Source organism: Faecalibacterium sp. Marseille-P9590 (assembly GCF_017377665.1).
Classification (GTDB): Bacteria; Bacillota; Clostridia; order Oscillospirales; family Ruminococcaceae; genus Faecalibacterium.
The window spans coordinates 520,298-546,990 of sequence record NZ_JAFREF010000001.1 but is presented as its reverse complement, the minus strand read 5'-3'; the positions used below and the strand labels follow the sequence as shown (position 1 = coordinate 546,990).

Sequence of the window (26,693 nt, the reverse complement as noted above, 5' to 3'; positions counted from 1 at the left end):
TCCATTCAGCAAGCGTGTACTAATAGGTCGAGGGCTTGACCACAATTCGCTTGAGACTCTTTGAGTCAACGAAAAAATGTAAGCAGTGATTATTCAGTTTTGAAGGCACGTCCTTCTGAAACACTAGACAAAGTAAATCAGAAATGGTATACTTAGCTAGTCATATGGTCGGTGACGATGACGGTGAGGTTCCACCTGTTCCCATTCCGAACACAGTAGTTAAGCTCACTCGTGCCCAAGATAGTTAGCTGGAAACGGCTTGTGAAAATAGGTAGCCGCCGACTTGATCAAAACGCTCTAAGAGAAATCTTGGAGCGTTTTCTTTTTTGCCATGCGGTGCGCGGCGCAACAGACCATGTCTGATACTACATTGAAAAGTGACGATACCATACAGTGGTCTAAAAGGTCGAAGGAATTTACAGAAAATTCATTCAATAACCGGCTAAAATTCACCATCTGGTTTGACGGGATGGGGCTTTTGGTGTATCATATATTTATGTGTGAATATTCGTTTTGGGGCAATAAAATGGCCCGGACGTTTGCTATTTTGAAGAATCATGAGGTGTGACCAATGTCCTTAGCTGAAAAACTCTTTGGCAGCTTCTCTGACCGGGAACTGAAAAAGATCAACCCCCTCACCAAACAGGTGCTGGCTCTGGAAGGCAAGTATCAGGCGATGTCTGATGCCGAGCTGCAGGCCCAGACTCCTGCACTGAAGCAGAAGCTGGCCGACGGCAAAACGCTGGATGATATTCTGCCCGATGCATTCGCTGTCTGCCGTGAGGCCGCATGGCGTGTGCTGGGTATGAAGCATTTCCCGGTGCAGGTCACCGGCGGCATCGCCCTGCACCGGGGCGACATCGCCGAGATGCAGACCGGTGAAGGCAAGACCCTTGTGGCAACGCTGCCCGCCTATCTGAATGCACTGACCGGCGAGGGTGTCCACATCGTCACCGTCAACGATTACCTCGCCAAGCGCGACAGCGAGTGGATGGGCAAGCTTTACCGCTGGCTGGGCCTGTCGGTGGGCCTGATCGTGCAGGGCATGGATGGTGATGCCCGCCGTGAAGCTTATAATGCTGACATTACCTACGGCACCAACAACGAGTTCGGCTTCGACTATCTGCGCGATAATATGGTGACTTATAAAGACAACATGGTGCAGCGCGGCCATGCCTACGCCGTTGTCGATGAGGTGGACTCCATCCTCATCGACGAGGCTCGTACGCCGCTTATCATCTCTGGCCGCGGAGAGGACTCTTCCAGCCTGTATACCCAGGTGGACCGCTTCGTCCGCACTCTGCGCAAGAGCGTCGTGGTCGAGCTGGAAGACAAGGTGGAGACCGACGAGCAGGCTGACGGCGATTACATCGTGGACGAAAAGCACAAGACCTGCACTCTGACCGCCAAGGGCATCAAGAAGGCCGAGGAATATTTCAAGATCGAGAACCTCGCTGCCGCAGAGAATATGACCCTCGCCCACCACATCGACCAGGCCATCAAAGCCTACGGTGTGATGCAGCGCGACATTGATTACGTCGTGAAGGATGGCGAGGTGCTCATCGTCGATGAGTTTACCGGTCGTCTGATGATCGGCCGCCGTTACAACGAGGGCCTCCATCAGGCCATCGAGGCCAAGGAGGGCGTGAAGATCGCCGCCGAGAGCAAGACGCTGGCGACCATCACCTTCCAGAACTACTTCCGTATGTATAAGAAGCTGTCCGGTATGACCGGTACGGCAAAGACGGAGGCCACTGAGTTCACCGAAATCTACGGTCTGAACATCGTTACCGTCCCCACCAACCGCCCTGTCATCCGCAAGGATTACCCGGATGCCATCTACAAGACCATCAACGGAAAATACAATGCCGTCATCAAGCAGGTCATGGAGTGCCACAAGAACGGCCAGCCGGTCCTGGTGGGTACTGTCAGCGTCGAGAAGAGCGAGACTCTCGCCAAGATGCTGCAGAAGTACACCCGCGATTTCAATGTGCTGAACGCAAAGAACCACGAGCGCGAGGCAGAGATCGTCGCACAGGCCGGTAAGAAGGGCGCTATCACCATCGCCACCAACATGGCTGGCCGTGGTACCGATATTATGCTGGGCGGCAACGCTGAGTATATGGCAAAGGCCCAGATGCGCAAAGAGCACTTCTGCGAGAAGCTGCTGAATCCCGAAAAGCCCGAGGAGGCTCTGCCTGCAGCCGTGGAGCTGCTGCTCATCGAGGCCGACGGCCATGGTGAGACTACCGACGCCAACATTCTGGCTGTCCGCAAGCGGTTCGATGAGCTGTATGCTCAGTACAAGCCCCTGACCGAAGCGGAGGCTGAAGAGGTGCGCGCTGCTGGCGGTCTGTTCATCATCGGCACTGAGCGCCACGAGAGCCGCCGTATCGACAACCAGCTGCGCGGCCGTGCAGGCCGTCAGGGCGACCCCGGTGCATCCCGCTTCTATCTGAGCCTCGAGGACGATTTGATGCGTCTGTTCGGCGGCGACCGTGTGCAGGGCCTGATGGGTACTCTGGGCATCGACGAGGACACCCCCATCGAGAACCGGATGATCACCAGCACCATCGAGTCTGCCCAAAAGAAGCTCGAGGGCCGGAACTTCGAGATCCGCAAGAATGTTCTGAAATACGACGACGTTATGAACCAGCAGCGTGAAATCATCTATGGTCAGCGCCGCAAGGTCCTGGACGGCGAGGACATCAGCGCCGAGATGCACAATATGCTGAAGGAGAACATCGAGTCCAGCTGCAAGCAGTTCCTCGCAGGCGATGTGAAGGACGAGTGGGACTTCGGTGCGCTCCGCCGCCACTATCTGGGCTGGCTGACCACCGACGCCGACTTCCACTACACTGTCGCTGACTACGACAGCATCTCTCAGGAGAGCATCGCTGATATGCTGTATCAGCGCGGCATGGACGTCCTGAACGACAAGGAGCAGCGCTACGGCGCACCCCTGATGCGTGAGCTGGAGCGTATCTGCCTGCTCAAGTGCGTAGACCGCCAGTGGATGGACCATATTGATAACATGGACCAGCTGCGTCAGGGCATCGTTCTGCGCGGCTACGGCCAGAAGGACCCTGTCGTCGAGTACCGTATCGAGGGCTTTGATATGTTCGACCAGATGGTCGATTCCATCCGGGAGTCCAGCGTCAAGATGCTGCTGACCATCGAGGTGCGCGAGGCGGGCAAGGCCCCCAAGCGTGAGCAGGTGGCCAAACCCACCGGCGAGGGCTATGTGCCTGGCAACGGCGCACCCGGCGCAAAGGGCGCACCCAAGGGCCAGCCTGTCCGCGTCATCAAGATCGGCCGCAACGACCCCTGCCCCTGTGGCAGCGGCCTGAAGTGGAAAAAGTGTACCTGTGCCAAGTACCACCCCGAAGGAAGCCACACCGAGGGCTGAACGTAACACAGCAAAAAGCTCTCCCTCGGGAGGGCTTTTTCTGAATCGAGAAACTGTTTTCGTAAGCGGGATGCAATGCTTATGAAAACGGCTTCCTAAAAAAGAAGGAGCGGATGAGTATGAATATCACATCGGAAGAGCTTTTGAAGGAGGCCCGCGCACTGGAGCCGCAGCTGCAGCAGTGGCGTCGGACGCTCCATCGCCACCCGGAGGTGGGCTTCGATTTGCCCCACACGAAGGAGCTGGTCAAGAAGGCGCTGACGGAGATGGGCTATGAGCCGAAGGACTGCGGCAAGGCCGGTGTCATTACGCTGGCAGGCGGCAAAAAGCCCGGCAAGACCATCTTGCTGCGTGCCGATATGGACGCCCTGCCCATCCACGAGGACTCGGGTGAAGAGTTCAGCTCAGAAGTTCCCGGCAAGATGCATGGCTGCGGCCACGATATGCATACGGCCATGCTGCTGGGTGCAGCGAAGCTGCTCAAGGCCCATGAGGACGAGCTGGAAGGAACGGTCAAGCTGGAATTCCAGCCTGCTGAAGAAATTTTCCAGGGTTCCCCAGATATGATTGCGGGCGGCCTGTTGGAAGACCCTCATGTGGACGCTGCTGTGATGTTCCATGTGCTGGCCGGAATGCCGCTGCCTGTAGGTACGGTGCTGGTGCCGGGCGGCGGCATCACGATGGCCAGCTGTGAGCAGTACCATATCGTGGTCAAGGGCAAGGGCGGTCACGGCTCTACCCCGGAAAACTGCATCGACCCCATCACGGCTGCGGCCCACATCCACATCGCCCTGCAGGAGATCAACAGCCGGGAGCTGAAGCCCGGCGACTTCGGTGTGCTGACCACCGGCCGCTTCGAGGCCGGTGCGGCATCCAATGTCATCCCGGATGTGGCCCAGATGTGGGGGACTATCCGTACCACCGACCCGGAAAATAAGACCGGCGAACTCATTCGAACCCGCATGACCGAGATCGCGCAGGGCGTGGCGGCGGCCTTCCGCTGCACCGCAGAGGTATCCTTCGCCGATTACTGCCCCTGCATGGTGGTGGACAAGCCCCTCGCCGAGAATGCGATGGATTATATGACCGAGCTGCTGGGGAAGGGCGCTATGGACATGACCGCCCTCACCGGCGGCAAGCCCGGCGGCGGCAGCGAGGATTTCGCCTTCGTGAGCCATGAAGTGCCTACTGTGAGCATGTTCATCGCCGCAGGCGGCCCGGAGCAGGGCTGCTGCTACGGCCAGCACCACCCCAAGGTGCGGTTCGACGACAGCATCCTCTACGAGGGTTCTGCAGCTTTTGGCTGGTTCGCACTCCGCTGGCTGTACGACAACGCCGGCATCGCGTTCTGATATTAAGACAGCAAAAGGCCCTCTCAGCGCCGCTGAGAGGGCCTTTCTATCGCTATCAGGTGTGGGTGCAGAGATAATCCACCCATGCGTCGTACCCGGCGGGCAGCAGATGGTAGCCGTCCGGCTGGGCGTATTCCTCGATGAGGTCGCCGTTCTCGTCGGCCAGCGCCTCCCAGAGGTTCAGGAAGGTGCAGCCCTTTTCCAGCGCGATGGCCGAAAGAGCATCGTTTATCTCACAGAGCCGCTCTTTGTAGAGGCCGGGGGACTTTTGGCTCACTTCAGGCCGGACCGGGGTGATGGACTGGACGTAAATTTTCGTGTTGGGCAGTGCCTGCGAGATCATGTCCAGCATCAGCCGGTAATAGGTGAGGAAGCTGGTATAATCACTGTCAGAGGTCAGCACATTGGTACCCAGCAGGATGTAAAGTGCCCGGGGCTGCTGGGAGGCCAGCGCCTCCATCGGGACTTCCTTTTCGCCATCGGCCCGGCGGCAGGTGGTGTTGTTGACGACGGCATTGGGGCCGACGCCCTTATAGGCGCAGAAGTGCGCGTTGGGCAGGCCGGTGTCGTACAGCTGCATCCCCTGTGTCAGGCTGTCGCCCAAAAAACTCACGTCCGAAAAGCTGCTCCGCTCTACGGCAGGGCTGGCAGGCTGGGCGGCGAGGCGGAAGTCCATCGCAGTCATCCCGTTGTCGAGGGTCTGGACACTGAGGCGTCGGGCCGGGGTATAGCTGATGGTGTTCCACTCGCTGCCGGTCAGCTCCTGCTGCAGAATGGTGGGGCCTTGGGCCGTATTGGGAGCTGGCTCGCGGTGAAGGCGCTTCCAGAGGACGCCCACAGCGGCCAGAAGCACCAGTAGGATGAGCAGCGCAGCGGTGATGAACATCCTGCGCCAGCGCCGGTGAAGGATGCGGCGGCGATATTCCTGATAATCTGCCATAATGTCCTCCTGTGGCGGAATGGTAACTTTCGCCCCTATTATACAGCACAGCCCCGGCCCGTGCAACCCGTGAGGAAAAATTCCCATATTCCGGGGGCCTGCCCTTGCGTTTTCTGTTATAAATATGATATACTAAAGTGAATCAAGTATGATAGGGAGGCTTTCACGATGCCATTTACTCCGAAACTGACTTATAAAGGCAAGCCCCTCGTCCGCAAGGACAATGAGCTGTATTACGGCTGCATGACCGACCCGTATGTGCTTTATCTGCAGATCCAGTCCACCAAGACCGTGGGCGGTGTGGATGTGGCAGACAAGGTCCATCTGCAGCTGCTCTCTACCGATGAGTCCAAGCCCCGTGAGGCCCGCGTGGCACGTCAGACCACCAAGAACGGCCTGTACAATGCGCTGGACATCGGCAGCATCTGGCTGCAGAAGGCAAACGAGAACGGCTGAACCCAAACGCGAACCGCAAGCTGCTGAAAGGGACTGCTCCTGCATGGAGCGGCCCCTTTTTTGCTGTGCAAATATTTTGCGTTATGCGGAACTTTGTGGTATACTTATTCTGATATTTTATGCACAAAAGGCAGGAATGAAATTATGCTGCATGATCCGGAACTGCATTATCTGGATAACGCTGCCACCACCATCGTTGCTCCCGAGGTGGCAGACGTGATAGACAAAGCCATGCGGGAGCACTGGGCCAACCCCTCCAGCCTCTATGCCCCCGGCGCACGGAGCGAAGAGGCCCTGAACGCCGCCCGTGCCGCTGTGGCCCGCACCCTGGGCTGCAAGTCGAAGGAGCTGTACTTTACCTCCTGCGGCAGCGAGGGCAATAATCTGGCCCTGCTGGGCGCCGCCCAGACCCGCACCTTCGGCAAAGGCATCGTGGTGTCGGGCTTCGAACACCCCAGCGTCCAGCGCCCGCTGGAACGTCTGGCCGCGCAGGGCTATAACGTCACTGTCGTGAAGCCTCAGGCCGACGGCACACTGGACATCAACAAGATGCTGGATGCCGTGGACAAGAATACCATCCTCGTGGCCTGCATGATGGTCAACAACGAGATAGGCACCCGCAACGACGTGGAGCGTCTGGCTGCCGAGGTCAAGCGCCGTAACAGCCGCACCATCGTCCATGTGGACGCCGTGCAGGCGTGGATGCGCGTCCCCATCAAGCTGGACAACATCGACACGATGACCGTCAGCGGCCACAAGATCCACGCACCCAAGGGTATCGGTGCGCTCTACCTGAGTGACCGGCTGGTGCAGGCGTTTCAGCCGCCCTATCTGGGCGGTGAGCAGGAGCGCGGCCTCCGCCCCGGCACCGAAAACCTGCCCTATGCGCTGGGCCTTTCCGCTGCGGCCACCCGCCTGGCCGGCAGCATCAAGAGCCGTGACAAGGCTGTGCGCGCCCTCAACGACCGCCTCCGCGCGGGGCTTTCTGTGTTCCCGGAGGTGGAGATCAACAGCCCGGCGGGCGCTGTGCCTGAGGTGCTGAATTTCAGCGAGAACTGCATCAAGAGTGAGACGATGCTGGCCTGGCTGTCCGAGAAGCAGATCTACGTCTCGTCGGCCAGTGCCTGCGGCAGAGGACAGCCCAGCCACACGCTGGCGGCTATGGGCCGCGACCCGCTGGCCATCGACACGGCCATCCGGGTGTCCTTCTGTGCCGACAACACCCCGGAGGATGTGGATGCCTTCCTCGAGCGCTTTGAGGATGGTATGAAGCACTTGCAGAGAATCAAAAAGTAAGGAGTAACGATGAGAGAAGTCATTATGGGCTATCAGGGCGAAATGTCCCTGAAGGGCCTCAACCGCAACCAGTTTGAATCGACGATGATGAAGATCCTGCGCTACCGCCTCAAGACGGTGGGCAAGTTCCGCGTCTACTGCACCCAGTCCACCTTCTACATGGAGCCGGAGGAGGACGACATTGATATGGACCTCGCCTTTGAGCGGGTGAGCAAGGTGTTCGGCCTCGCGGCCCTCAGCCGTGCTGTGGTCTGTGAGAAGGATTTCGACACCATCTGCCAGACCGCCGAGGATTATCTGGGCGACAGCCTCCACGGCATCAAGACCTTCAAGGTCGAGGCCCGCCGTTCCGATAAGACCTTCCCCATGACCAGCCCCGAACTGATGCGGGAGCTGGGTGCCTATCTGCTGGGCAGGCACAACTACCTGCGGGTGGACGTCAAGAACCCTCAGTTCAAGGTCATCGTGGAGATCCGCGATTACGGTGCGTATATCCACGGCCCGAAAATACAGGGCGAGGGCGGTCTGCCTGTCGGAACTTCCGGCCGCGCCCTCAATATGCTGTCCGGCGGCATCGACAGCCCTGTGGCGGCATACCGGATGGCAAAGCGCGGCCTCGGCCTCGACCACATCCATTTTGCGTCCCCTCCGTATACTTCTGAACGCGCAAAACTAAAAGTTAAGGCTCTGGCCCAGCTCATCACCCCCTATACCGGCAGCACCAACCTCTTTGTGGTGCCGTATACCAAGCCTCAGGAGTATATCCGCGATAACGCGCCCGATGTTCTCTTCACCGTGCTCATGCGCCGCAGCATGATGCGCATTGCCAACATCATCGCCAAGAAGCAGGGCTGTGAAGCCCTCGTCACCGGCGAGAGCCTGGCACAGGTGGCCAGCCAGACCGTCAAGGCTCTGCAGTGTACCGACGCCGCCCAGGACCTGCCCATCCTCCGTCCCCTCATCGGCATGGACAAGACCGAGATCGTCGAGACGGCCCGCCACATCAACACCTTCGAGACGAGCATCCTGCCCTATGAGGACTGCTGCACCATCTTCACCCCGCCGCACCCGAAGATCCGCCCCGAACTGAGCGAGATCCTCGAAGCCGAGGCCGGGATGCCCGGTCTGGCAGAGCTGGAAGCCGAGGCCGCAGAGGCCACCGAGCGTATCCGCCTGCGTATCACCGACGATGTGGAATTCGAGGGCTGAGCCATGACAGCAGAGATCATCAGTGTGGGTACCGAGCTCCTTCTCGGCAACATTCTCAACACCAACGCCCAGTACCTCAGCCGGGAGCTGGCTGATTTGGGCATCACGGTCCAGCGGGAGAGCACCATCGGCGACAACCATGGCCGTCTGGCCGATTTCGTCAACGAGGCTAAGAGCCGCTGCGACTTGCTGGTCTTTACCGGCGGCCTCGGCCCCACGGCAGACGACCTGACCAAGGAGACCGTTGCCGCCTGCTTCGGGGATGAGCTGGCTTTCGATGAGGCCGAGTGGGACAAGATCACCAGCTACTTTGCCCGCACCGGCCGCGAGACGACCCCCAACAACCGCAAACAGGCGATGGTCCCCACCAAGGGCCATAAAATCATCAACAACCACGGCACTGCCCCCGGCGCGTGGTTCGAACAGGACGGCCACTGCGCCGTCCTTATGCCCGGTGTCCCCCACGAGATGAAGGCCATGTGGACGGAGAGCGTCCACCCTCTGCTGATGGAGCGCCAGAACTGCACCCTCCACTCCGTCACCCTCCGTGTGCTGGGCGGCGAGAGCGATATTGAGTATAAGGTGCGTGACCTGCTGGAAAATCCGAATCCCACCGCCGCCATCTACTGCAAGACCGGCGAGTGCGAGATCCGCATCACGGCCCGCGCCCGCTCCGACGAGGACGGCGAAAAAATGTGCCGCGCGTATGCCAAAAAGTTCTATGATATGCTGGGCGATGCGGTGTATGATGAGGATGTGGCCGGTCTGGAAGAAACGGTGGTCCATACCCTGCAGGAAAAGGGGCTGACCATCGCCACCGCCGAGAGCTGCACCGGCGGACTCATTGCACAGCGCCTGACCTCCGTGTCCGGCTCCAGCGAGGTGTTCGGCTATGGCTTTGTCACCTACTGGGAGCAGGCCAAGGCAAAGCTCGTGGGCGTGGACCCGGCGGTCATCGAAAAGTACAACGTCGTGTCCGCCCCCGTGGCGGCACAGATGGCTCTGGGCGCGGCAAAGGCTTCGGGCGCTGACATCGCTGTGAGCGTCACCGGCGTGGCCGGCCCCACCGGCGGCGACGAGGTGCGCCCTGTCGGCACCGTTTATCTGGGCGCTGCCCGGGATGGCGTGGCCTACGTCAAGAAGCTTTTCGTCTCCCGGCCTGACCGTGCGCTGGTGCGCGCCCGGGCCGCACAGGCTGCACTGGAACTGGCGCTGCGTCTGGCACAGGGCAAAGTCCCGGCCGGGACGCAGGCCCTCACCGCAGCCCAGCAGTCGGACGACGAAGCGCTGGCCGCACTGGATGAGGTGTTCGTCCGGTAAAAATCAAAAATGAGGGGTTGATGGGATTTGGCAGAGGAGACCCGCTGTGTACTGCGCCTGTACGGTGCGCCGCAGGGGCGGCTGGCGGCTGCTGTGGCGCTGTTTGCGCCCCAATGGAGGGCTGAGGCCCAGTGGAAGAGCCGGGGCGCAGAGACGCTGCTGGCTGTCCATGCGGACACGCCCACGGGACTGAAAAAGGCGGCCCAGAGCCTCCGCAGCAGCTTTGGCGCGGACGTATATGGTGCAGGCGATACCAGTCTGGCCGCTGCCGCCGTGCAGGCGCTGGAAGCCCATGATCGTCTGCTGGCCTGCGGCGATGCCGCCGCCGGTGCGCTGCTGGAATCCAGGCTCGAGAAAGTCCCCGGTGCCGAGAAGGTCTATGACTTCGGCACCATGAGCTACGCCGACGCCAAGGTCGGCCCCCAAATCGAAAAGCGCGCCCGGGCCAAGCTCGGCGGGGAAGGGGACAAACCCGACCCTGTCCGTCTGGCCCTCGCCCGGGCGCAGGCGGCCCGCCGCATCGTGGGAACAGAGCTGGCCGTGGCCTGTGCCGAGCGGGAAAGCGACCATGTGCTGGTGCTCAGCACCAAAAAAGGCTGCTGGCTCCGCACCGTCTCCGCCGCAGATAACCCCGGCCTCTGGCTGCTGGATATGGTGCGCCGCGCCGCTGCCGGCCTGCCGCAGGCCGAGGGGACAGGCTTCCTTCCCGCCGGACAGGTCAAACAGAGCGATCCTCCGGGCTGTTCGCAGAGCAAGGACCCCACCCCAAAGAAGAAGCATCCTCTCCGCGTTCTGCTGGCGGTGCTGGTGATCCTGGCGCTGGCGGCGTTCGGTGTGGCGTGGTATCTCACGGACGGCGATCTCGCCGCCCTGCCCCAGCGCCTGAAGACCCTGCATCTGCCCGAGTGGGTCACCCTCTGGCAGGCCCATGAGCCGAAGCCCGGTGCAAGACTGATATAAAACACAAAGGGGCCGCTTCCCGGCAGAAATACGGGAAGCGGCCCCTTTTTATACAGCACAAAACCCCGCCGCAATGGGATGCTTCCCAATGCGGCGGGGCATTTGTGTTAAAATACAGTCAAGTGACAGTGCTTAGAGCTGGCTCTGATATTCCTTGCGGTAGCCTTCCAGCTCCTTCTGGTTGCCATAGACGAAGTGGCCGTTGGCGATCTCCTCCCAGACCGGCTTGTCCACGCTGTAGTCGTGGATGGAGGGGTCGTAGACCAGAAGCTTCTTCTTCTTTTCCAGACCCGGGTCGGGGATGGGAACAGCGCTCAGCAGAGCCTTGGTGTAGGGGTGCAGGGGATGGAGGAACAGCTCTTCAGCCTCTGCCAGCTCCACGATGCGGCCCTTGCTGATGACGGCGATGCGGTCCGAGATGAACCGGACGACCGACAGGTCGTGGGCGATGAACAGGTAGGTCAGACCGCGGGACTTCTTCATGCTGTTCAGCAGGTTCAGCACCTGCGCACGGATGGAGACGTCCAGTGCGGAGATAGGCTCGTCGGCCACGATGAACTCCGGCTCCATGACCAGCGCACGGGCGATGCCGATACGCTGACGCTGGCCGCCCGAGAACTCGTGGGGGAAGCGGGAGGCGAACTCCGGCAGCAGGCCGACCTCGTGCAGAGCGTTCATGACCTTTTCGTGCAGGTCATTCTGGTCCTTGTACAGGTGGTGGTTCAACAGACCCTCAGCCACGATGTACTCGACCTTGGCGCGCTCGTTCAGAGAGGCCATGGGGTCCTGGAAGATCATCTGCACCTTGCGGATGACCTCACGGTCCAGCTCCTTGGAGATCTTGCCGTTGATCTTCTGGCCCTTGAAGAAGATGTCGCCGCCCGAGGTCGGGTTGATGCGGCAGATGGCACGGCCAATGGTGGTCTTGCCGGAGCCGGACTCGCCGACCAGCGAGAAGGTCTCGCCCTTGTAGATGTCAAAATTGACGTGGTCCACGGCCACGAACTTCTTTTTGCCGGAGCCAAAGGTGATCTGAAGGTCTTTCAGCTCAATCAGCTTTTCACGCTCAGCCATTTAAGTTGGAACCTCCCATCTTTCCCATTTTCTCACGCAGGTTCTGGATGGAGTGCGGGCGTTCCATCTTGGGAGCCCGGGGGTCCAGATACCAGGTCTTTGCCGCGTGGGTCTCGGACACCTGGAAGAACGGAGGTTCTGCCACGAAGTCGATGGCCAGCGCGTGCTTGTTGCGGGGTGCAAATGCATCGCCCTTGATCTCATTGAACAGGTTCGGCGGCGTACCGTCGATGGTGGGCAGGGCCTCACCCTTGGTACCCAGCTGAGGCAGAGCCTGCAGCAGAGCCCAGGTGTAGGGGTGCCATGCGTCGTAGAAGATCTCCTCGACGGTACCGTACTCGACGATCTGGCCGGCGTACATGACGGCCACGCGGTCTGCCACGTTTGCCACAACGCCCAGGTCATGGGTGATGTAGATAACGGACATGCCCAGCTCCTTCTGCAGGTCACGGATGAGCTGCAGGATCTGTGCCTGAATGGTCACGTCCAGAGCGGTGGTGGGCTCGTCACAGATGAGGATCTGCGGACGGCAGGCGGCAGCGATGGCGATGACGACACGCTGACGCATACCGCCGGAGAACTCGTGCGGATACTGCTCGTAGCGGCGCTCCGGGTCGGGGATGCCGACCTTGGCCAGCATCTCGATGGCGGCCTTCTTAGCCTCTGCGCCCTTCAGACCCTGATGGTGCTCGATGCTCTCCTGGATCTGCTTGCCGATTTTCTTCAGCGGGTTCAGGCTGGTCATCGGGTCCTGCATGACCATGGCGATCTTCTTGCCGCGCAGGCTAAAGGTGATCTCCACGTCTTTGGCAGAGATGATCGGTTGTCTATCCATTTTTGTGATTTTCTCTCCCATCTGTTAAACGTGGTTGCGCGGGTCAGCAGCATCCGAGAAAGCGTTGCCCATGATATAGAAGGAAATGGAGATGATGGACACGATGGATGCGGGGAAGACCAGCAGGTAAGGATAATCGAGGAAGAAGCCGCGCACCTTGCTCAGGATGAGGCCCAGAGACGGAGTCTCGATGCCCAGACCGATGCCCAGATAGGACAGGGTGGACTCGAGGTTGATGGTGGCGGGGATGCTCAGCGCCATGCGCAGGATGATGACGGAGACCAGATAGGGCAGGATGTTCTTGGTCAGAACGCGCCACAGCGGGGTGCCAAGGCAGCGGGACGCGAGGTTATACTCGCGGTCACGGAACATGAACACCATGTTGCGGACGCGGCGGGCCATGACCAGCCAGCCGATGGCGATCATCGAGACGGCCATGATGGTGAAGCTCTGGCCGACGACCAGTGCGATCAGGGTCATGTAGATGATGTAAGGCACATTGTCGATGAGGTTGTACAGCTCGGTGAAGAAGCGGTCCAGCTTACGGACATAGCCCCAGATCAGGCCGATGATGACGCCGAGGATGCTCTCGCCCACGGCAACGATGAGGGCCAGACGGATGGACACCTGAGTGGCGTACCACACCTGACACCAGTAGTCGCGGCCGAGGTTGTCGGTGCCGAACCAGTATTCGCTGTTGGGCTTCCGGAAGGCCAGAGAGGAATCCGTCACCAGCGTCTGATAATCGTACTTGCCGATGGCCAGTGCGATGAAGGAGAAGATGACGAGGAACAGGAACAGGAACAGGCAGACGACAGCAGCCTTGTGCTTGAGGAAGTTCTGGATGACAGAACCCCAGTAGCTGTAGTTGGAGTAGCCGACACGCTCGGCTTCCTCCGGAGAGTAATCGACGAAGTAGAACAGTTCGTCCTGCTTCTTGCCCTCAAAATCAGATGCTTTAGCCATCAGCGTGCGGCCTCCTTTCCGGTCAGAGTAATGCGCGGGTCAACCAGCATCATCAGCACGTCGCCCAGGAAAACACCCACGATGCCCAGTGCAGCGTAGAGGATGACCAGAGTCTGGACGACGTTCAGGTCATAGCGCTGGATGGCGTCGGTCAGCAGGGGACCCATGCCGGGAACGGAGAAGAACCGCTCCATCAGCAGAGAGCCGCCGACCGTCAGCAGGATGGACTGGGGGATATACTGCACCATGGGGACCATGGCGTTGCGCAGCACGTGCTTGAACATGATCTCGCTGGAGCTCAGGCCCTTCACGCGGGCCAGCTTGATATAATCGCGGGTCAGCTCGTCCACCATGTAGCGGCGGGTCCACAGAGCGTAGCCTGCGATAGACGCCAGCGACAAGCAGACGATGGGCAGCACGCTGGACGGGCCGACATTACGGGTGGAGTACAGCGTGGGGAAACCCAGGTATTTGGAGCCGAAGACCAGCACCAGCGAATAGGAGACCAGAGAAGGCACAGCGTTGACGAAAACGGTGTAGGCCGTGCCGATCCAGTCAAAGACCTTGTCCTTGAAGGCGGTCTGCAGGATGCCCAGCATGATGCCCACCAGCAGAGAGATGCCGGCGGAGATCAGGCCGAGGCGCATGGAGACGCCGAATTTCTTGCCGATCACCTTCACGACGGAAGCGCCATTCTGGATGCGGCGGGAAGTGCCGAAGTCCAGATGGAGCAGATCGTTGTAGAAGTGCAGCAGCTGGGTGCCGATGGGGTCGGTCAGACCGGCGGCTTCCAGCGCGGCGTATTTCTGCTCTTCGGTAAACTTCATGAGCTGTTCTTCCGTGAAGTAGTAGTCCGTAGGCAGGCAGCGCATCAGCAAAAAGACGATGGTTGCGATCAATAAGATCGTGACGAGCGACTGAGCCAGCCGCTTGACGGTGTATTTTAACATGATAACCAAACCTTTATAAAATAATCATCAGGCTTTGGTTGCTGCATTGAAAGCAGCGGAGAAAGCCTCGTACTCCTCGGTGGTGTAGCCGTCGCCCTGACGGGTCTCCCAGTTGACGGCCTTGTAGTTGCAGGGACCGTACATGGCGTTGATCTTGGTGTACTCGTTGACGTGGGTCAGGCACCAGAGCACCTCGTACAGGCAGGGGATGCACAGTGCGTTGTTCAGCATGGAAGCCTCAGCCTTTGCGAATGCGGCATAGCGTGCATCGGTATCGGTGACGATGGCCTTTGCCTCGGTGACCAGATCGGTGAACTCCTGGTAATCAGCCAGCAGCTCCTTCTGGTAATCCTTCGGGTCGGCCTCGACGGCTGCGATCCAGGAGGTGGTCTGAGCGTAGTAAGCGTTGTCGTCGCTCAGGACTTCCTGACCCAGGAAGTTGACGGGGTCGCCGAAGTCTGCGCCCCAGCCGTTCTGCAGGATGGAGTGCAGCTGGACGTTACGGACTTCCTTATAAAGAGAAGAGACGTAGGTGCCGATGTCCAGCACGACGAAGTCATCGCCCAGGCTCTCGGAGAAGCACTGCTTCAGAACGGTGGCGGTATCCAGAGCAGTGGTGTCGCCGCTCTTGATGTAGTGGTAGCAGTGGACGGGGAAGGTGACGCCAATAGCGCTCAGCTCTTCCATGGCCTGCTTCTTCAGGTCAGCGATGTCGCCGCCGTTGTCGCGGAGGCGGATCATGGTCTTGCCGTCGTAAGCCTGACTGTCGAAGCCCATCTCCTTGGCGACCAGAGTGGTGTACTCCTCACCCTTGGTGTTGTAGCAGACACCGGGCATGGTGTAGTAGTCGTTCTCGCACTTCAGGGGGTTGATCTTGTTGGTGCGGGCGTAGTAGTTGGTGAAGTCGATGCCCTTGTAGAAGCACTGACGGAATGCGCGGTTGGAAACAGCCTTGTTCCAGTTCTCGTCCAGATTGCCGTTCTCATCCTTGCGCTGGAAGTTCAGGTGCATCTGGTAGCTGAACTTGGTGGGGCGCTTCTCGCACAGGAACTTGTTGTGCTCGTTGTTGGAATCGGAGGTGATGGTGGTCAGGTTGGACTCGGTCAGGTCGATGTTATCGACCTCGCCGTTCTCGTACAGCTGCAGGCCCATGGACAGGTCGGGGATCATGGTGATGGTGTGATGCTCGAAACGGGTGCAGTCGTTTGCAGCGTAGTAGTTGGGGTTGGGGATGAAGCTCTTGGTGTTCTGCTGGATGTACTCCTCGATGAGGTACGGACCATTGTACCACATGGTGGAGTAATCGCAGGAGCGGAAGCCATCGATGCCCAGCTCCTTGATGAGGTCCTCAGAGGCGGGGTAGAAGCTGTTGTAAGCAGCGACAGTGTCGAAGTAGGGGCAGGGGTTCTTGCAGGTGAAGACCAGAGTGTAGTCGTCCGGTGCCTCGACGCCGACACCAGCAGCCAGCATATCCTCGTAGGTCATGTCAGCAGCAGCGTCGCCCTTGTCCTTGGTCAGGTCGTAGTACTCAGCAGCGCCCACGACGGTCTCAGAGGGCATGGAGGTGTTGAAGGCCTCGTTCTTGAGCGCGTTCAGGACCCACTCAAGACCCACGAGGAAGTCCTTGGAGGTCAGGTGAGACTTGACCTCGCCGTTGACGTCGCACCAATCGACATTGTCGCGCAGGTGGAAGGTCCAGACGGTGGAGTCCTCGTTGTGCTCCCAGCTGGATGCGATGGCGGGGGCTGCCTTGCCGTAGCAGTCGAAGCTCAGCAGGCCGTCCCAGCAGTTGGTGGTGACGTTCAGGTCGGAAGCGGACTGGCTGTACAGGAAGTTCCAGGTCTCCAGCTCACGGTTGGCAGTCTCGAAGGAGACGTAATCGGTGATGGCGTCGGCTGCGGGTGCAGCTGCGCCGGAGGCAGCACCGGAGGTGCTGGCAGCAGTGCTGCTGGAAGAACCACCGCAAGCGGCCAGGATGCTTGCAGCGCCCACGACGCCGGAAGCCTTGAGGAAGCTGCGGCGGCTGATGGAATGAGACTCAAAATTTGCGTTCATTGTGTTTTCCTCCCAATTATTCTTTCGTGTCTCGGTTCTATGGCGCAGGGTACCTTGCCCTGCCGATTTCCCACTCCTACGAGATTATCTGCCCCTCTGTATTACCAGAGAATACAAAAGAGCGCAGAAACAGACCCCTCTGTCTGTGTCTGTGCTCCTCCCGTAAAATCCTTAACACGACATATATTGTACCATCGAAATAAATGGTTGTCAATGGAATGGAAATCGCTTTTTCTTCCAAAAGAAAGCCGTACCCTGCATAGAGATGAAATAAATTTACTTTACTGTGATGAAGAGTGACGAAAATAAGATAAACAGGCCCAAAAACAAAACAACGGGAGCTGTTCTTGGGTTAAGAACAGCTCCCGTGTGTGGAATACGGGCCGGAAGCAGGAACTCCCGGCGGAAAAGAGTTAAGAAAAAGTTAAGATTTTGCGGCGTCGAAAGCCTTGGCAAACTCCTCGTACTGAGCGGTGGTGTAGGCGTCCTCGCTGGTCTCCCAGTTGACGTACTTGAAGTTGCAGGGGCCGAACATGGCGTTGATCTTGGTGTACTCGTTGACGTGGGTCAGGCACCAGCGGACATCGTAGTAGCAGGGGACAGCCAGCGAGTTGTTGATCATGTAGGCCTCGGCCTTTGCGAAGGCCTCGTAGCGGGCGTCGGTGTCGTCCACGATGGCGTTGGCTGCGTTGACCAGGTCGGTGAACTGTTCAAACTCGTCTACCAGCTCCTTCTGATAATCGGCGGGATCCTCCGCCACCAGCTGGATGTTGGAGTAGTTGACGGCGTAGTAGGCGTTGGAGTCGTGCAGGATCTCCTGACCCACAAAGTTGACGGGGTCGCCGAAGTCTGCGCCCCAGCCGTTGATGACGAAGCCGTGGAGCTTGGGGATGCGGACTTCCTTTGCAAGGCTGGAAACATAGGTGCCGAGGTCCAGCTGGATGAAGTCGTCGCCGAAGCTGTCAGTGAAGCACTGCTTCAGAACAGTGGCGTTGTCCTGAGCCACGGTGTTGCCGGCCACGAAGAAGAAGGGAGCCTTGACCGGGAAAGTGACGCCGATGGCGGTCAGCTCATCCATGGCCTGCTTCTTGAGGGCGGCGATGGAGTCGGCGGTGGACTTGCGCAGATGGACCATGGTCTCGCCGTCATACTTCTCGCCGTCGATGCCCAGCTCCTTGGCCACAAGGTCAACATAATCGGTGCCTTTGGAGTTGTAGCAGACGCCCTTCATGGTGTAGTAGTTGTTCTCACACTTGAGGGGGTTGATCTTGTTGAAGCGTGCGTAGTAGGGAATGAGGTTCAGGCCCTCCTGGAAGCAGCGGCGGAATGCCCGGTTGGCCACGGCCTTGTTCCAGTTCTCGTTGGGGGTGCCGTCGGTGTTGAGGCAGTAGAAGTTGAAATGGAAGTCGTAGGCGTACTTGGTGGGGCGCTTCTCACAGAGCTGGTCGTTGTAGGCGTTGGAAGTGTCGGAGGTGATGGTGGTCAGGGTGCTCTCGCTCAGCTCGAGCTCGTCCAGCTCACGGTTCTGATACAGCTGGTAGCCGACGGTCAGGTCGGTGATCATGCTCAGGGACACGCGCTCGAAGCGGCTGCACTCGTCAGCTGCATAATAATGAGGGTTCGGGATGAACCGCTTGGAGTTGTCGGAGACGAATTCCTCGATGAGGTAGGGGCCGCAGCACCACTGCTGGGTGTAGTCCACGCCGCGGAAGCCCTCGACGCCCAGCTTTTCCACCAGAGCCGGGGGTGCCGGATAGCAGCAGACGTAGGAAGCCACGGTGTCGAAGTAGGGGCAGGGATTTATGCAGGTGTAGACGACGGTGTAATCATCCGGCGCGTCGATGCCGACGCCTGCGGCCAGCATATCGTCGTAGGTCAGGGCCGCGGCGGCTGCGTCGTCCATCGCATAGGTCTTGTCGTAGTAATCGGCGGCGCCCACGACGGTGGTGGAGGGCATGGAGGTGTTGGCGGCCTGATTTTTCTTTGCGTTCAGCACCCACTCGAAGCCTACGAGGAAGTCTTTGCTGGTCAGGTGGTCCTGCACCTCGCCGTTCATGTCCACCCAGTCCACATCGTCACGGAGGTGGAAAGTCCAGACAGTGGAGTCCTCGTTGTGCTCCCAGCTCTTAGCCAGAGCCGGCACCGGCTTGCCGTAGTTGTCGAAGCTGACAAGACCGTCGATGATGTTGGTCGTCACGTTGAAGTCGATGGCCTGCTGGCTGTAGAGCATATTCCAGCTCTCGATCTCACGGCCAGAAGTCTCGTAAGTAAACAGCTCGCTCAGGCCCTTGCCGGAAGCAGCTGCACCGGAAGAAGCCGACGAAGCACTGGCTGCGGTGCTGGAAGAAGAGCCGCCGCAGGCAGCCAGCAGACTGGCTGCGCCAACAGCGCCGGCACCCTTGAGGAAGCTGCGGCGGGTGATGGTGTGAGACTCAAAATCGTGGTACATATTCTTTCCCTCCTGTAATGATTGGTACGGCTCTGCGTTTCCCAAATCCCTATCCTGTCCATACTACTTTACCTAAAAAGGGTACAAAAAGGGCGCAGAGACAGATTTTATTGATCTGTTTCTGCGCCATTGCAGAACCCGTATCGATTGCAAATATTCTATCATCCCACAGGCGGGAAGTCAAGAAAAAACACTCTGGTACGGATTGAATCTTATTGATTCAGCAAACACATAAAAATGAAAAGATTTCATGTGTTGACTGAAATGGAATGACTTTTACGTCTGCTTAGCCCTGAATAGCAGCGTCGAAAGCCTTGGCAAACTGTTCGTACTGGACGGTGGTATAGGCTTCCTCGGAAGTCTCCCAGTTGACAGCCTTGTAGTTGCAGCCGCCGTACATGGCGTTGATCTTGCTGTACTCGTTGGCATGGGTCAGAGACCATGCGATGTCGTAGTAGGTGGGGCTGACCAGCACGTTCTCCAGCATATAGGCCTCAGCCTTGGCGAAGGCCTCGTAGCGGGCGTCGGTGTCGTTGACGATGGCGTTGGCGGCATTGACCAGATCGGTGTACTGCTCGAAAGCATCCATCAGGTCCTTCTGGTAGTCGGCAGGAGCCTCAGCCACCCGGGCGATGTTGGAGTAGTAGTGTGAGTAGAAAGCATTGTCGTCGTGGAGGGTCTCCTGACCGAGGAAGTTGACGGGGTCGCCGAAGTCGGCGCTCCAGCCGTTGATGACAAAGCTCTGGAGCTGAGGAGTGCGGACCTCCTGGGTCAGGCTGGAAACGTAGGTCTGGATGTCCAGCTTGATGAAGTCATCGCCGAAGCTGTCGGAGAAGCACTGCTTGAGGATGGTGGCGTTGTCCAGCGCAGAGGTGCTGCTGGCGATGATGAAGTAGGTAGCCTTGACGGGGAAGGTGACGCCGATGGCGCTCAGCTCCTCCATGGCCTGCTTCTTCAGGGCGGAGATGTCGCCGCCGTTGGCACGCAGACGGATCATGGTCTCGCCGTCGTACTTCTCAGCGTCGAAGCCCATCTCCTTGGCCACCAGAGTGGTGTACTCAGCGCCCTGCGTGTCGTAGCACAGACCCTTCATGGTGTAGTAGTCGTTCTCGCACTTCAGGGGGTTGATCTTGTTGTAGCGGGAGAACCATGCCTTCAGGTCCAGGCCGCGGTAGAAGCACTGACGGAAAGCGGTGTTGGCGATGGCCTTGTTCCAGTTCACATCGGGGGTGCCGTCGGCGTTGTTCTTCTGGTAGTTGAAGTGCATGGCGTAGGCAGAGGGGCGGGCGCGCTTCTCACAGAGCTGGCTGTTGTACTCGTTGTTGGGGTCGGAGGTGATGGTGGTGATGGTGCTCTCGTTCAGGTCGATCTCGTCCAGCTCGCGGTTCTGGTAGAGCTGGAATGCGATGGCCTGATCGGAGATCATGGTCACGGTCAGACGCTCGAAGCGGCTGACGTTGGCAGCATCGTAGTAGTGGGGGTTGGGGATATAGCTCTTGGTGTTGCCCTGGATATACTCCTCAACGATATAGGGGCCGCAGTACCACATGTTGGTGTTGTCGCAGCCACGGAAGGTCTCGATGCCCAGCTCGTCGATCAGCACCTGAGAGGCGGGGTAGAAGCTGGTGTAGGAGGCCACGGTATCAAAGTAGGGGCAGGGGTCCTTGCAGGTGAACACCAGAGTGTAGTCGTCGGGAGCCTCGAGGCCCACGCCTGCGTCCAGCATATCCTGATAGTGCAGGTCGGCGGCGGCAGCGCCCATATCCTTGGTCTTCTCGTAGTACTCCTCAGCGCCCACGATGTACAGGGTGGGCATGGAGGTGTTGTTGGCCTCGTTCTTGGAGGCGTTCAGCACCCACTCCAGACCGACCAGAAAATCGGTGGCGGTGATGTGCTCCTTCACCTCGCCGTTGCAGTCCACCCAGTCCACATCGTCGCGCAGGTGGAAGGTCCAGACAGTGGAGTCCTCGTTGGCCTCCCAGCTCGTGGCGATGGCGGGTACCAGCTTGCCGTAGCAGTCGAAGCTCATCAGGCCGTCCCACAGGTTGGTGACGACGTTGGCGTCGCTGAGGGTCTGGCTGTACAGCAGGTTCCAGCTCTCGATCTCACGGTTGGCAGACTCCCAGGAGATATACTCCTTGAGGGGAGTGGCACCGGTGGAGTTGGGGGCCTCCGCGCCGGAAGCGGCCGTGCTGCCGGAGTTGTTGGACTTGTTGCCGCCGCAGGCGGACAACAGGCCGGCGGCACCCACGACGCCTGCGCCCTTCAGGAAGCTGCGGCGGGTGATGTTGCGGGACTCAAAATCGATGTTCATTGAGATACGCTCCTCCGAGATATTGTTTTCCTTTTTTCCTATCCTAAATGCAAAAAACGGCGCGCTCCGGGTGCCAAAAACGCACAAAGCGCCCGGGACTGCACCTTTCGTATTCTAACATTGTGGGCAAAAGAAGTCAATGACATACAACGCTGAAATAGAAACAAAATGGTAACGGATGCTTTTTTCTGAAAAATGACGGCAAAAAAACGGTAAAGAATGGAAAGAAGTCATACCTTTACAAGATGACGAATGGATACAACGAAAGTTGGAAAACGCAAAGCGGCTATCTTTTTTCATAAAATCATGCTACAATACTACTGAATGAATCCTATATTAAGGAGTACACGGATGAAAAAGCTGGTTTCGATGTATCAAAAATATATGTTCCGCCCCATTCTGTATAAATCCGTCACCCGGGTGTCGGTGGTGGCTGTGCTGATGCTGCTGTGGGACCGCTACGTCAGCGACGGCACTTTTACCATGTGGCAGGCCCCGGCCCTGCTGCTGGGCGTCGTGCTGCTGATGTGGGCGTGGGTGAACTACCTGCGTCTGGACGGTGTGACCATCCATCATCTGGGCGAAGAGTTTAAGGATATGGGCAAAAAGAAGAAGTTCCACTCCACCAAGTCCATCGTGGACTTTGCCGATGAGCGCATCGTCTCCTTCGAGGAGCTGGAACCGGAAGAGCGCACCTATTGCAGTATGCTCTCGAATCTCATCCTGGGCGGGGCGCTGCTCATCATCGGCCTTATCGCAGGCGCAGTGTGAGGGCAGCGGACATGGCAGAAAAAAGCGAAAAACAGCTGGTGGTGGGCATCCTTGCCCATGTGGACTCCGGCAAGACCACCCTCTCCGAGGCAATGCTCTACCGCGCGGGCAGCATCCGCAAGCTGGGCCGGGTGGATAACAAAGATGCCTTCCTCGACACCGACACGCTGGAAAAGGCGCGTGGGATCACCATCTTTTCCAAGCAGGCCCTGCTGAAAACGGGAAGTACGAATATCACCCTGCTGGACACCCCCGGCCATGTGGACTTTTCCACCGAGACGGAGCGCACTTTGCAGGTGCTCGACTACGCAGTGCTGGTCATCAGCGGCACCGACGGCGTCCAGAGCCATACTGAGACGCTCTGGCGTCTGCTGCGGCGGTATCATATCCCGACCTTCGTGTTCATCAATAAAATGGACCTGCCCGGCCCGGGCAAAGAGGCGCTGCTGAGCCAGCTTTCCCACCGTCTGGGCGACGGATTCGTGGATTTCGGCGCAGAGCAGGCCGAACGGGACGAGGCACTGGCCCTCTGCGACGAGCGCCTGATGGAAAAGATGCTGGACGCGGGCAGCCTGACGGCGGAGGACATCATCCCGGCCATCGCCCGGCGGCACGTCTTTCCCTGCTGGTTTGGCGTGGCCCTGCAGAGGGAGAATGCCGGCGGACTGCAGGGTGTGGACGAGCTGCTGACCGGCCTCGACGAATACACCCGCGCCGCCCCGGCGCTGGAAGCTTTTGGTGCGCGGGTGTTCAAAGTCTCGCAGGATGAGCGGGGCGAGCGGCTGACCTGGCTGCGCGTCACCGGCGGTGAGCTGAAAGTCAAAGCCCAGCTCACCGGCGAAGCGGACGGCGAGCCCTGGGCCGAAAAGGCCAACCAGCTGCGGCTTTACTCCGGCGCAAAATATACGCTGGCAGAGGCCATCGGCCCGGGGCAGGTCTGCGCCGTCACCGGACTGACCCGGGCGAAGCCCGGCACCGGCCTCGGGGCCGAGCGGGACAGTGACCTCCCGGTGCTGGAACCTGTCCTGAGCTATCGGGTGTGTCTGCCCGAGGGCGCGGATGTTCATGCCGCATTGGGCAAGCTCCACCGTCTGGAAGAGGAAGAACCTCAGCTCCATGTCGTCTGGAACGAGACGCTGGGCGAGATACACGTCCAGCTCATGGGCGAGATACAGCTCGAGGTGCTCAAGAGCCTGCTGGCCGAGCGGTACGGGCTGGACGTGGAGTTCGACTCCGGCGGCATATTATATAAGGAAACGATCACCGAGGCCATCGAGGGCGTGGGCCATTATGAGCCTCTGCGCCACTATGCCGAGGTGCATCTGAAGCTCGAGCCACTGCCCCGGGGCAGCGGGATGCAGTTTGCCGCCAACTGCCGAGAGGAAGAGCTGGACAAAAACTGGCAGCGCCTCGTGCTGACCCATCTGGAAGAAAAGCAGCACCTCGGTGTCCTCATCGGCGCGCCGCTGACGGATATGAAGATCACCCTCATCGCAGGCCGCGCCCATCTCAAACATACCGAGGGCGGCGACTTCCGGCAGGCCACCTACCGCGCCGTGCGGCAGGGCCTCATGATGGCAAACCAAATCAAAAAGACCCAGCTCCTCGAGCCGTGGTATTCCTTCCGGCTGGAAGTGCCTGCGGAGAACATTGGCCGCGCCATGAGCGACGTCCAGCGGATGGAGGGCAGCTTTGACCCGCCCGAGACGGCACCGGACGGCCAGACGGCCACCCTCACCGGTTTTGCACCGGTGGCTGCTATGCGCAGCTACCCCATGGAGGTGGTCAGCTACACCCGGGGCAGGGGACACCTGAACCTGACGCTGGACGGATACCGCCCCTGCCACAACGCGGCGGAGGTCATCAAGGCAGTGGACTATGAACCGGAACACGACCTGGACAACCCGGCGGACTCGGTGTTCTGCTCCCACGGTGCGGGCTTTGTGGTGCCGTGGGAGCAGGTGCGCAGCCATATGCACGTGGACAGCGGCTGGGGCCACACCGCCCCGACAGCAGAAGAAACAGCGGCCCGTCCCCGCCGGATGGCGGCTTACCGCGCTACGCTGGAAGAGGACGCCGAACTGCTGAAAATTTTTGAGCGCACCTACGGCCCCATCAAACGGGACCCGCTGGCGGCGTTCCGCCCGGTGCAGAAGCGGGAACGGCCCGATTTCGCCGCCGAGCAGTGGGAGATCGCTCCCGAATACCTGCTGGTGGATGGCTACAACATCATCTTTGCGTGGGACGAGCTGAACGCCCTCTCCAAGGAGAGCCTCGACGCCGCCCGCCACCGGCTGATGGACATTCTCTGCAACTATCAGGGCTTCAAAAAGTGCGTCCTCATCCTCGTGTTCGATGCCTACCGTGTGCCGGGCAGTCCCGGCAGCATCGAGCAGTACCACAACATCCACGTCGTCTACACCAAAGAGGCCGAAACGGCGGATATGTTCATCGAGCGCGTCACCCACGAGATCGGCAAAAACCGCCGGGTCCGGGTGGCGACCTCCGACGGCATGGAACAGGTCATCATTCTGGGCCACGGCGCCCTCCGCGTCTCGGCCCGGATGTTCCACGAAGAGGTGCAGGACGTGGAAAAAGAGATAAGGCGCTGCATTCAGGGGGAGGCGTGAGCATGGCACCCGAAATTACGGCTGAATTTGTCTGGTCACATATTCCAAAACGCCCGAGGGAGAGCAACAAGGGCAGTTTCGGCGCGGTGTTGGCTGTGGCGGGAAGTGCCTGCTACCGCGGTGCGGCGTCGCTGACCGTCGAGGGCGCTCTGCGCACCGGCGCAGGCATCGTCACGCTGGCCAGTGTCGAGCCGGTGCTGGCGGCGGTGTCGGCACGCCTGCCGGAATGCTGTCTCTGTCCCTGTGAGCCGGGGGCAGAAGGGGGCATCTCCCCCCAGAGTATCCCCCGCATCCTCCGGCAGAAGGCCGCCGTCCTGCTCATCGGGCCGGGATTGGGCTATCTTGCCCAGAGCACGGCCCGCGCCGCCGAGACGCGGACGCTGGTGAAGAAGCTGCTCACCGGCTTTTCGGGCAGTGCGGTGCTGGATGCCGATGGCCTCAACGCCGCCGCCAGCCTCATGAACGCGGGTGAGGAACTGCCGCGCCCGGCCAAAGAGCTGATTTTGACGCCCCACCCGGGGGAGATGTCCCGGCTGACGGGGCTTTCGGTGGAGGCCGTTCAGGCCGACCGGGAGGGTGTTGCCCGGCGGTATGCCGCTCAGTGGAATGCGGTGGTGGTGCTGAAAGGGGCGCGGACCGTGGTCGCCGCCCCGGATGGCCGCGTTTGCGTCAACCCCACCGGTAATCCCGGTCTTGCTCGGGGTGGGAGCGGCGATGTGCTGGCCGGTATGATGTCAGCCCTGCTGGCCTGCGGTCTGTCCGCCTGCGAAGCCGCCGCCTGTGCGGTCTGGCTCCACGGTGCCGCCGCTGACCGTGCCGCCCGCCAAAAAGGCGAGTACGGGATGCTCCCGCAGGATATTTTCGTACATCTGGGGCAGATGTTTGCGGAAAACGACCGTTAAAATGTGAAAAACAAAATGCAGAATGCATAAAATTTTGCACTGATTTCCGTCGATAGATACAAAAGAGGTGTTGAATGTGGTTGAAAAGTTGGAAAAAATCATTTCGCAGAGCCAGAACATCGTCTTTTTCGGTGGTGCGGGCGTGTCCACCGAGAGCGGCATCCCGGACTTCCGCAGTGTGGATGGCCTCTACCATCAGAAATACGATTACCCGCCCGAGACGATCTTGAGCCACACCTTCTGGGAAGAGCGCCCCGAGGAGTTCTACCGCTTCTACCGCGATAAGCTCATCGTCAAGGGAGCAAAGCCCAACGCGGCGCATCTGCGTCTGGCGAAGCTCGAGCGGGAGGGCAAGCTGAAAGCCGTCATCACCCAGAACATCGACGGCCTCCATCAGGCGGCAGGCTCCAAGACGGTGTACGAGCTCCACGGCAGCACCCTGCGCAACTACTGCGTCAAGTGCGGCGCGTTCTACGATGTGGACTTCATCGCCAACAGCACCGGTGTGCCGCGCTGCCCCAAATGCGGCGGTATCATCAAGCCGGACGTCGTCCTCTACGAAGAGGGGTTGGATGAGCAGGTGTTGTCCGGCGCTGTCTCGGCCATCCGCCGCGCTGATACCCTCATCATCGGCGGTACCAGCCTTGTGGTCTACCCGGCGGCGGGACTCATCCGGTACTTCCGGGGCGACCACCTCGTGGTCATCAATATGCAGCCCACGAATGCAGACGCCGAGGCCGATCTGTGCATTGCAAAGCCCATCGGACAGGTGCTCAGCGAGGATGTTGTGGTGAAGGAGTGAAGC

The 26,693-nt window shown here is 59.5% G+C and carries 19 protein-coding genes and 1 rRNA gene; 12 read left to right on the top strand and 8 right to left on the bottom strand.

Annotation, left to right across the window (positions count from 1 at the left end):
• The first annotated feature begins 167 nt into the window (after window positions 1-167).
• The 3 genes from rrf to J3349_RS02615 all read left to right on the top strand — a co-directional run bounded on the left by rrf (window position 168) and on the right by J3349_RS02615 (window position 4,761).
• Window positions 168-284 (top strand): 5S ribosomal RNA (rrf, locus tag J3349_RS02625).
• Between the two features lie 287 nt (window positions 285-571).
• A complete protein-coding gene (gene secA, locus J3349_RS02620; RefSeq protein ID WP_158394817.1) occupies window positions 572-3,409 on the top strand; it encodes a preprotein translocase subunit SecA in 2,838 nt (945 codons plus the stop codon).
• Between the two features lie 119 nt (window positions 3,410-3,528).
• Complete coding sequence (locus J3349_RS02615; protein WP_207676356.1) at window positions 3,529-4,761, top strand: M20 family metallopeptidase; 1,233 nt, start codon at window positions 3,529-3,531, stop codon at window positions 4,759-4,761.
• A 55-nt stretch (window positions 4,762-4,816) separates the two neighbouring features.
• Here J3349_RS02615 and J3349_RS02610 read toward each other — a convergent pair whose 3' ends face one another.
• Window positions 4,817-5,701 (bottom strand): GDSL-type esterase/lipase family protein, encoded by an 885-nt coding sequence (locus tag J3349_RS02610; RefSeq protein WP_207676355.1) that lies wholly within the window; start codon window positions 5,699-5,701, stop codon window positions 4,817-4,819.
• A 168-nt stretch (window positions 5,702-5,869) separates the two neighbouring features.
• On the opposite strand from J3349_RS02610, the gene J3349_RS02605 reads away from it, so the two are divergent.
• The 5 genes from J3349_RS02605 to J3349_RS02585 all read left to right on the top strand — a co-directional run bounded on the left by J3349_RS02605 (window position 5,870) and on the right by J3349_RS02585 (window position 10,942).
• The gene (locus tag J3349_RS02605; RefSeq protein WP_015564692.1) at window positions 5,870-6,157 is read left to right on the top strand and encodes a hypothetical protein; all 288 of its coding nucleotides are present in this window, start codon (window positions 5,870-5,872) and stop codon (window positions 6,155-6,157) included.
• A gap of 144 nt (window positions 6,158-6,301) precedes the next feature.
• A complete protein-coding gene (locus tag J3349_RS02600) occupies window positions 6,302-7,453 on the top strand; it encodes a cysteine desulfurase family protein (protein ID WP_207676354.1) in 1,152 nt (383 codons plus the stop codon).
• A 9-nt stretch (window positions 7,454-7,462) separates the two neighbouring features.
• Window positions 7,463-8,662: a tRNA uracil 4-sulfurtransferase ThiI gene (thiI, locus tag J3349_RS02595; protein ID WP_207676353.1), complete on the top strand. Its 1,200-nt coding sequence runs from the start codon at window positions 7,463-7,465 to the stop codon at window positions 8,660-8,662.
• A 3-nt stretch (window positions 8,663-8,665) separates the two neighbouring features.
• On the top strand, window positions 8,666-9,982 hold the full coding sequence (locus tag J3349_RS02590) for a competence/damage-inducible protein A (protein WP_207676352.1): 1,317 nt from the start codon (window positions 8,666-8,668) through the stop codon (window positions 9,980-9,982).
• 27 nt (window positions 9,983-10,009) lie between these two features.
• Complete coding sequence (locus J3349_RS02585) at window positions 10,010-10,942, top strand: CinA family protein (RefSeq protein ID WP_207676351.1); 933 nt, start codon at window positions 10,010-10,012, stop codon at window positions 10,940-10,942.
• Between the two features lie 132 nt (window positions 10,943-11,074).
• Here the strand turns inward: J3349_RS02585 and J3349_RS02580 are convergent, their stop codons facing one another.
• The 7 genes from J3349_RS02580 to J3349_RS02550 form a co-directional block, all read right to left on the bottom strand.
• Window positions 11,075-12,016 carry an ATP-binding cassette domain-containing protein gene (locus J3349_RS02580; protein ID WP_149795006.1) on the bottom strand — a complete coding sequence of 314 codons (942 nt, stop codon included), beginning with the start codon at window positions 12,014-12,016 and terminating at the stop codon, window positions 11,075-11,077.
• Entirely contained in the window at window positions 12,009-12,851 is an 843-nt protein-coding gene (locus J3349_RS02575; RefSeq protein ID WP_207676350.1) for an ABC transporter ATP-binding protein, read from the bottom strand. Before J3349_RS02575 ends, J3349_RS02580 begins: the two co-directional genes overlap by 8 nt.
• A gap of 24 nt (window positions 12,852-12,875) precedes the next feature.
• A complete protein-coding gene (locus tag J3349_RS02570) occupies window positions 12,876-13,817 on the bottom strand; it encodes an ABC transporter permease (RefSeq protein ID WP_158394810.1) in 942 nt (313 codons plus the stop codon).
• Entirely contained in the window at window positions 13,817-14,767 is a 951-nt protein-coding gene (locus J3349_RS02565) for an ABC transporter permease (protein WP_149795019.1), read from the bottom strand. The genes J3349_RS02570 and J3349_RS02565 overlap by 1 nt, the downstream gene beginning before the upstream one ends.
• Before the next feature lie 27 nt (window positions 14,768-14,794).
• Entirely contained in the window at window positions 14,795-16,822 is a 2,028-nt protein-coding gene (locus J3349_RS02560; RefSeq protein ID WP_207676349.1) for an ABC transporter substrate-binding protein, read from the bottom strand.
• A gap of 424 nt (window positions 16,823-17,246) precedes the next feature.
• Complete coding sequence (locus tag J3349_RS02555) at window positions 17,247-19,271, bottom strand: ABC transporter substrate-binding protein (RefSeq protein ID WP_207676348.1); 2,025 nt, start codon at window positions 19,269-19,271, stop codon at window positions 17,247-17,249.
• 286 nt (window positions 19,272-19,557) lie between these two features.
• Entirely contained in the window at window positions 19,558-21,585 is a 2,028-nt protein-coding gene (locus tag J3349_RS02550) for an ABC transporter substrate-binding protein (RefSeq protein ID WP_207676347.1), read from the bottom strand.
• Between the two features lie 351 nt (window positions 21,586-21,936).
• On the opposite strand from J3349_RS02550, the gene J3349_RS02545 reads away from it, so the two are divergent.
• From J3349_RS02545 to J3349_RS02530, 4 genes are all read left to right on the top strand, one after another.
• Window positions 21,937-22,356, top strand: a complete 420-nt coding sequence (locus tag J3349_RS02545; protein ID WP_207676346.1) for a hypothetical protein — start codon at window positions 21,937-21,939, stop codon at window positions 22,354-22,356.
• An 11-nt stretch (window positions 22,357-22,367) separates the two neighbouring features.
• Window positions 22,368-24,986, top strand: coding sequence for a TetM/TetW/TetO/TetS family tetracycline resistance ribosomal protection protein (locus J3349_RS02540; RefSeq protein ID WP_207676345.1), 2,619 nt, complete (start codon window positions 22,368-22,370; stop codon window positions 24,984-24,986).
• 2 nt (window positions 24,987-24,988) lie between these two features.
• Complete coding sequence (locus J3349_RS02535; RefSeq protein WP_207676344.1) at window positions 24,989-25,888, top strand: NAD(P)H-hydrate dehydratase; 900 nt, start codon at window positions 24,989-24,991, stop codon at window positions 25,886-25,888.
• Window positions 25,889-25,964: 76 nt separating this feature from the next.
• A complete protein-coding gene (locus tag J3349_RS02530; protein WP_207676343.1) occupies window positions 25,965-26,690 on the top strand; it encodes an NAD-dependent protein deacylase in 726 nt (241 codons plus the stop codon).
• Window positions 26,691-26,693: the final 3 nt, after the last annotated feature.

What these genes read in the sequence shown, in the direction of transcription:
- secA (WP_158394817.1), top strand. Translation starts at nt 572, where the DNA reads ATGTCCTTAGCTGAAAAACTCTTTGGCAGCTTCTCTGACCGGGAACTG.
- J3349_RS02615 (WP_207676356.1), top strand. Translation starts at nt 3,529, where the DNA reads ATGAATATCACATCGGAAGAGCTTTTGAAGGAGGCCCGCGCACTGGAG.
- J3349_RS02610 (WP_207676355.1), bottom strand. Translation starts at nt 5,701, where the DNA reads ATGGCAGATTATCAGGAATATCGCCGCCGCATCCTTCACCGGCGCTGG.
- J3349_RS02605 (WP_015564692.1), top strand. Translation starts at nt 5,870, where the DNA reads ATGCCATTTACTCCGAAACTGACTTATAAAGGCAAGCCCCTCGTCCGC.
- J3349_RS02600 (WP_207676354.1), top strand. Translation starts at nt 6,302, where the DNA reads ATGCTGCATGATCCGGAACTGCATTATCTGGATAACGCTGCCACCACC.
- thiI (WP_207676353.1), top strand. Translation starts at nt 7,463, where the DNA reads ATGAGAGAAGTCATTATGGGCTATCAGGGCGAAATGTCCCTGAAGGGC.
- J3349_RS02590 (WP_207676352.1), top strand. Translation starts at nt 8,666, where the DNA reads ATGACAGCAGAGATCATCAGTGTGGGTACCGAGCTCCTTCTCGGCAAC.
- J3349_RS02580 (WP_149795006.1), bottom strand. Translation starts at nt 12,016, where the DNA reads ATGGCTGAGCGTGAAAAGCTGATTGAGCTGAAAGACCTTCAGATCACC.
- J3349_RS02575 (WP_207676350.1), bottom strand. Translation starts at nt 12,851, where the DNA reads ATGGATAGACAACCGATCATCTCTGCCAAAGACGTGGAGATCACCTTT.
- J3349_RS02570 (WP_158394810.1), bottom strand. Translation starts at nt 13,817, where the DNA reads ATGGCTAAAGCATCTGATTTTGAGGGCAAGAAGCAGGACGAACTGTTC.
- J3349_RS02565 (WP_149795019.1), bottom strand. Translation starts at nt 14,767, where the DNA reads ATGTTAAAATACACCGTCAAGCGGCTGGCTCAGTCGCTCGTCACGATC.
- J3349_RS02560 (WP_207676349.1), bottom strand. Translation starts at nt 16,822, where the DNA reads ATGAACGCAAATTTTGAGTCTCATTCCATCAGCCGCCGCAGCTTCCTC.
- J3349_RS02555 (WP_207676348.1), bottom strand. Translation starts at nt 19,271, where the DNA reads ATGTACCACGATTTTGAGTCTCACACCATCACCCGCCGCAGCTTCCTC.
- J3349_RS02550 (WP_207676347.1), bottom strand. Translation starts at nt 21,585, where the DNA reads ATGAACATCGATTTTGAGTCCCGCAACATCACCCGCCGCAGCTTCCTG.
- J3349_RS02545 (WP_207676346.1), top strand. Translation starts at nt 21,937, where the DNA reads ATGAAAAAGCTGGTTTCGATGTATCAAAAATATATGTTCCGCCCCATT.
- J3349_RS02540 (WP_207676345.1), top strand. Translation starts at nt 22,368, where the DNA reads ATGGCAGAAAAAAGCGAAAAACAGCTGGTGGTGGGCATCCTTGCCCAT.
- J3349_RS02535 (WP_207676344.1), top strand. Translation starts at nt 24,989, where the DNA reads ATGGCACCCGAAATTACGGCTGAATTTGTCTGGTCACATATTCCAAAA.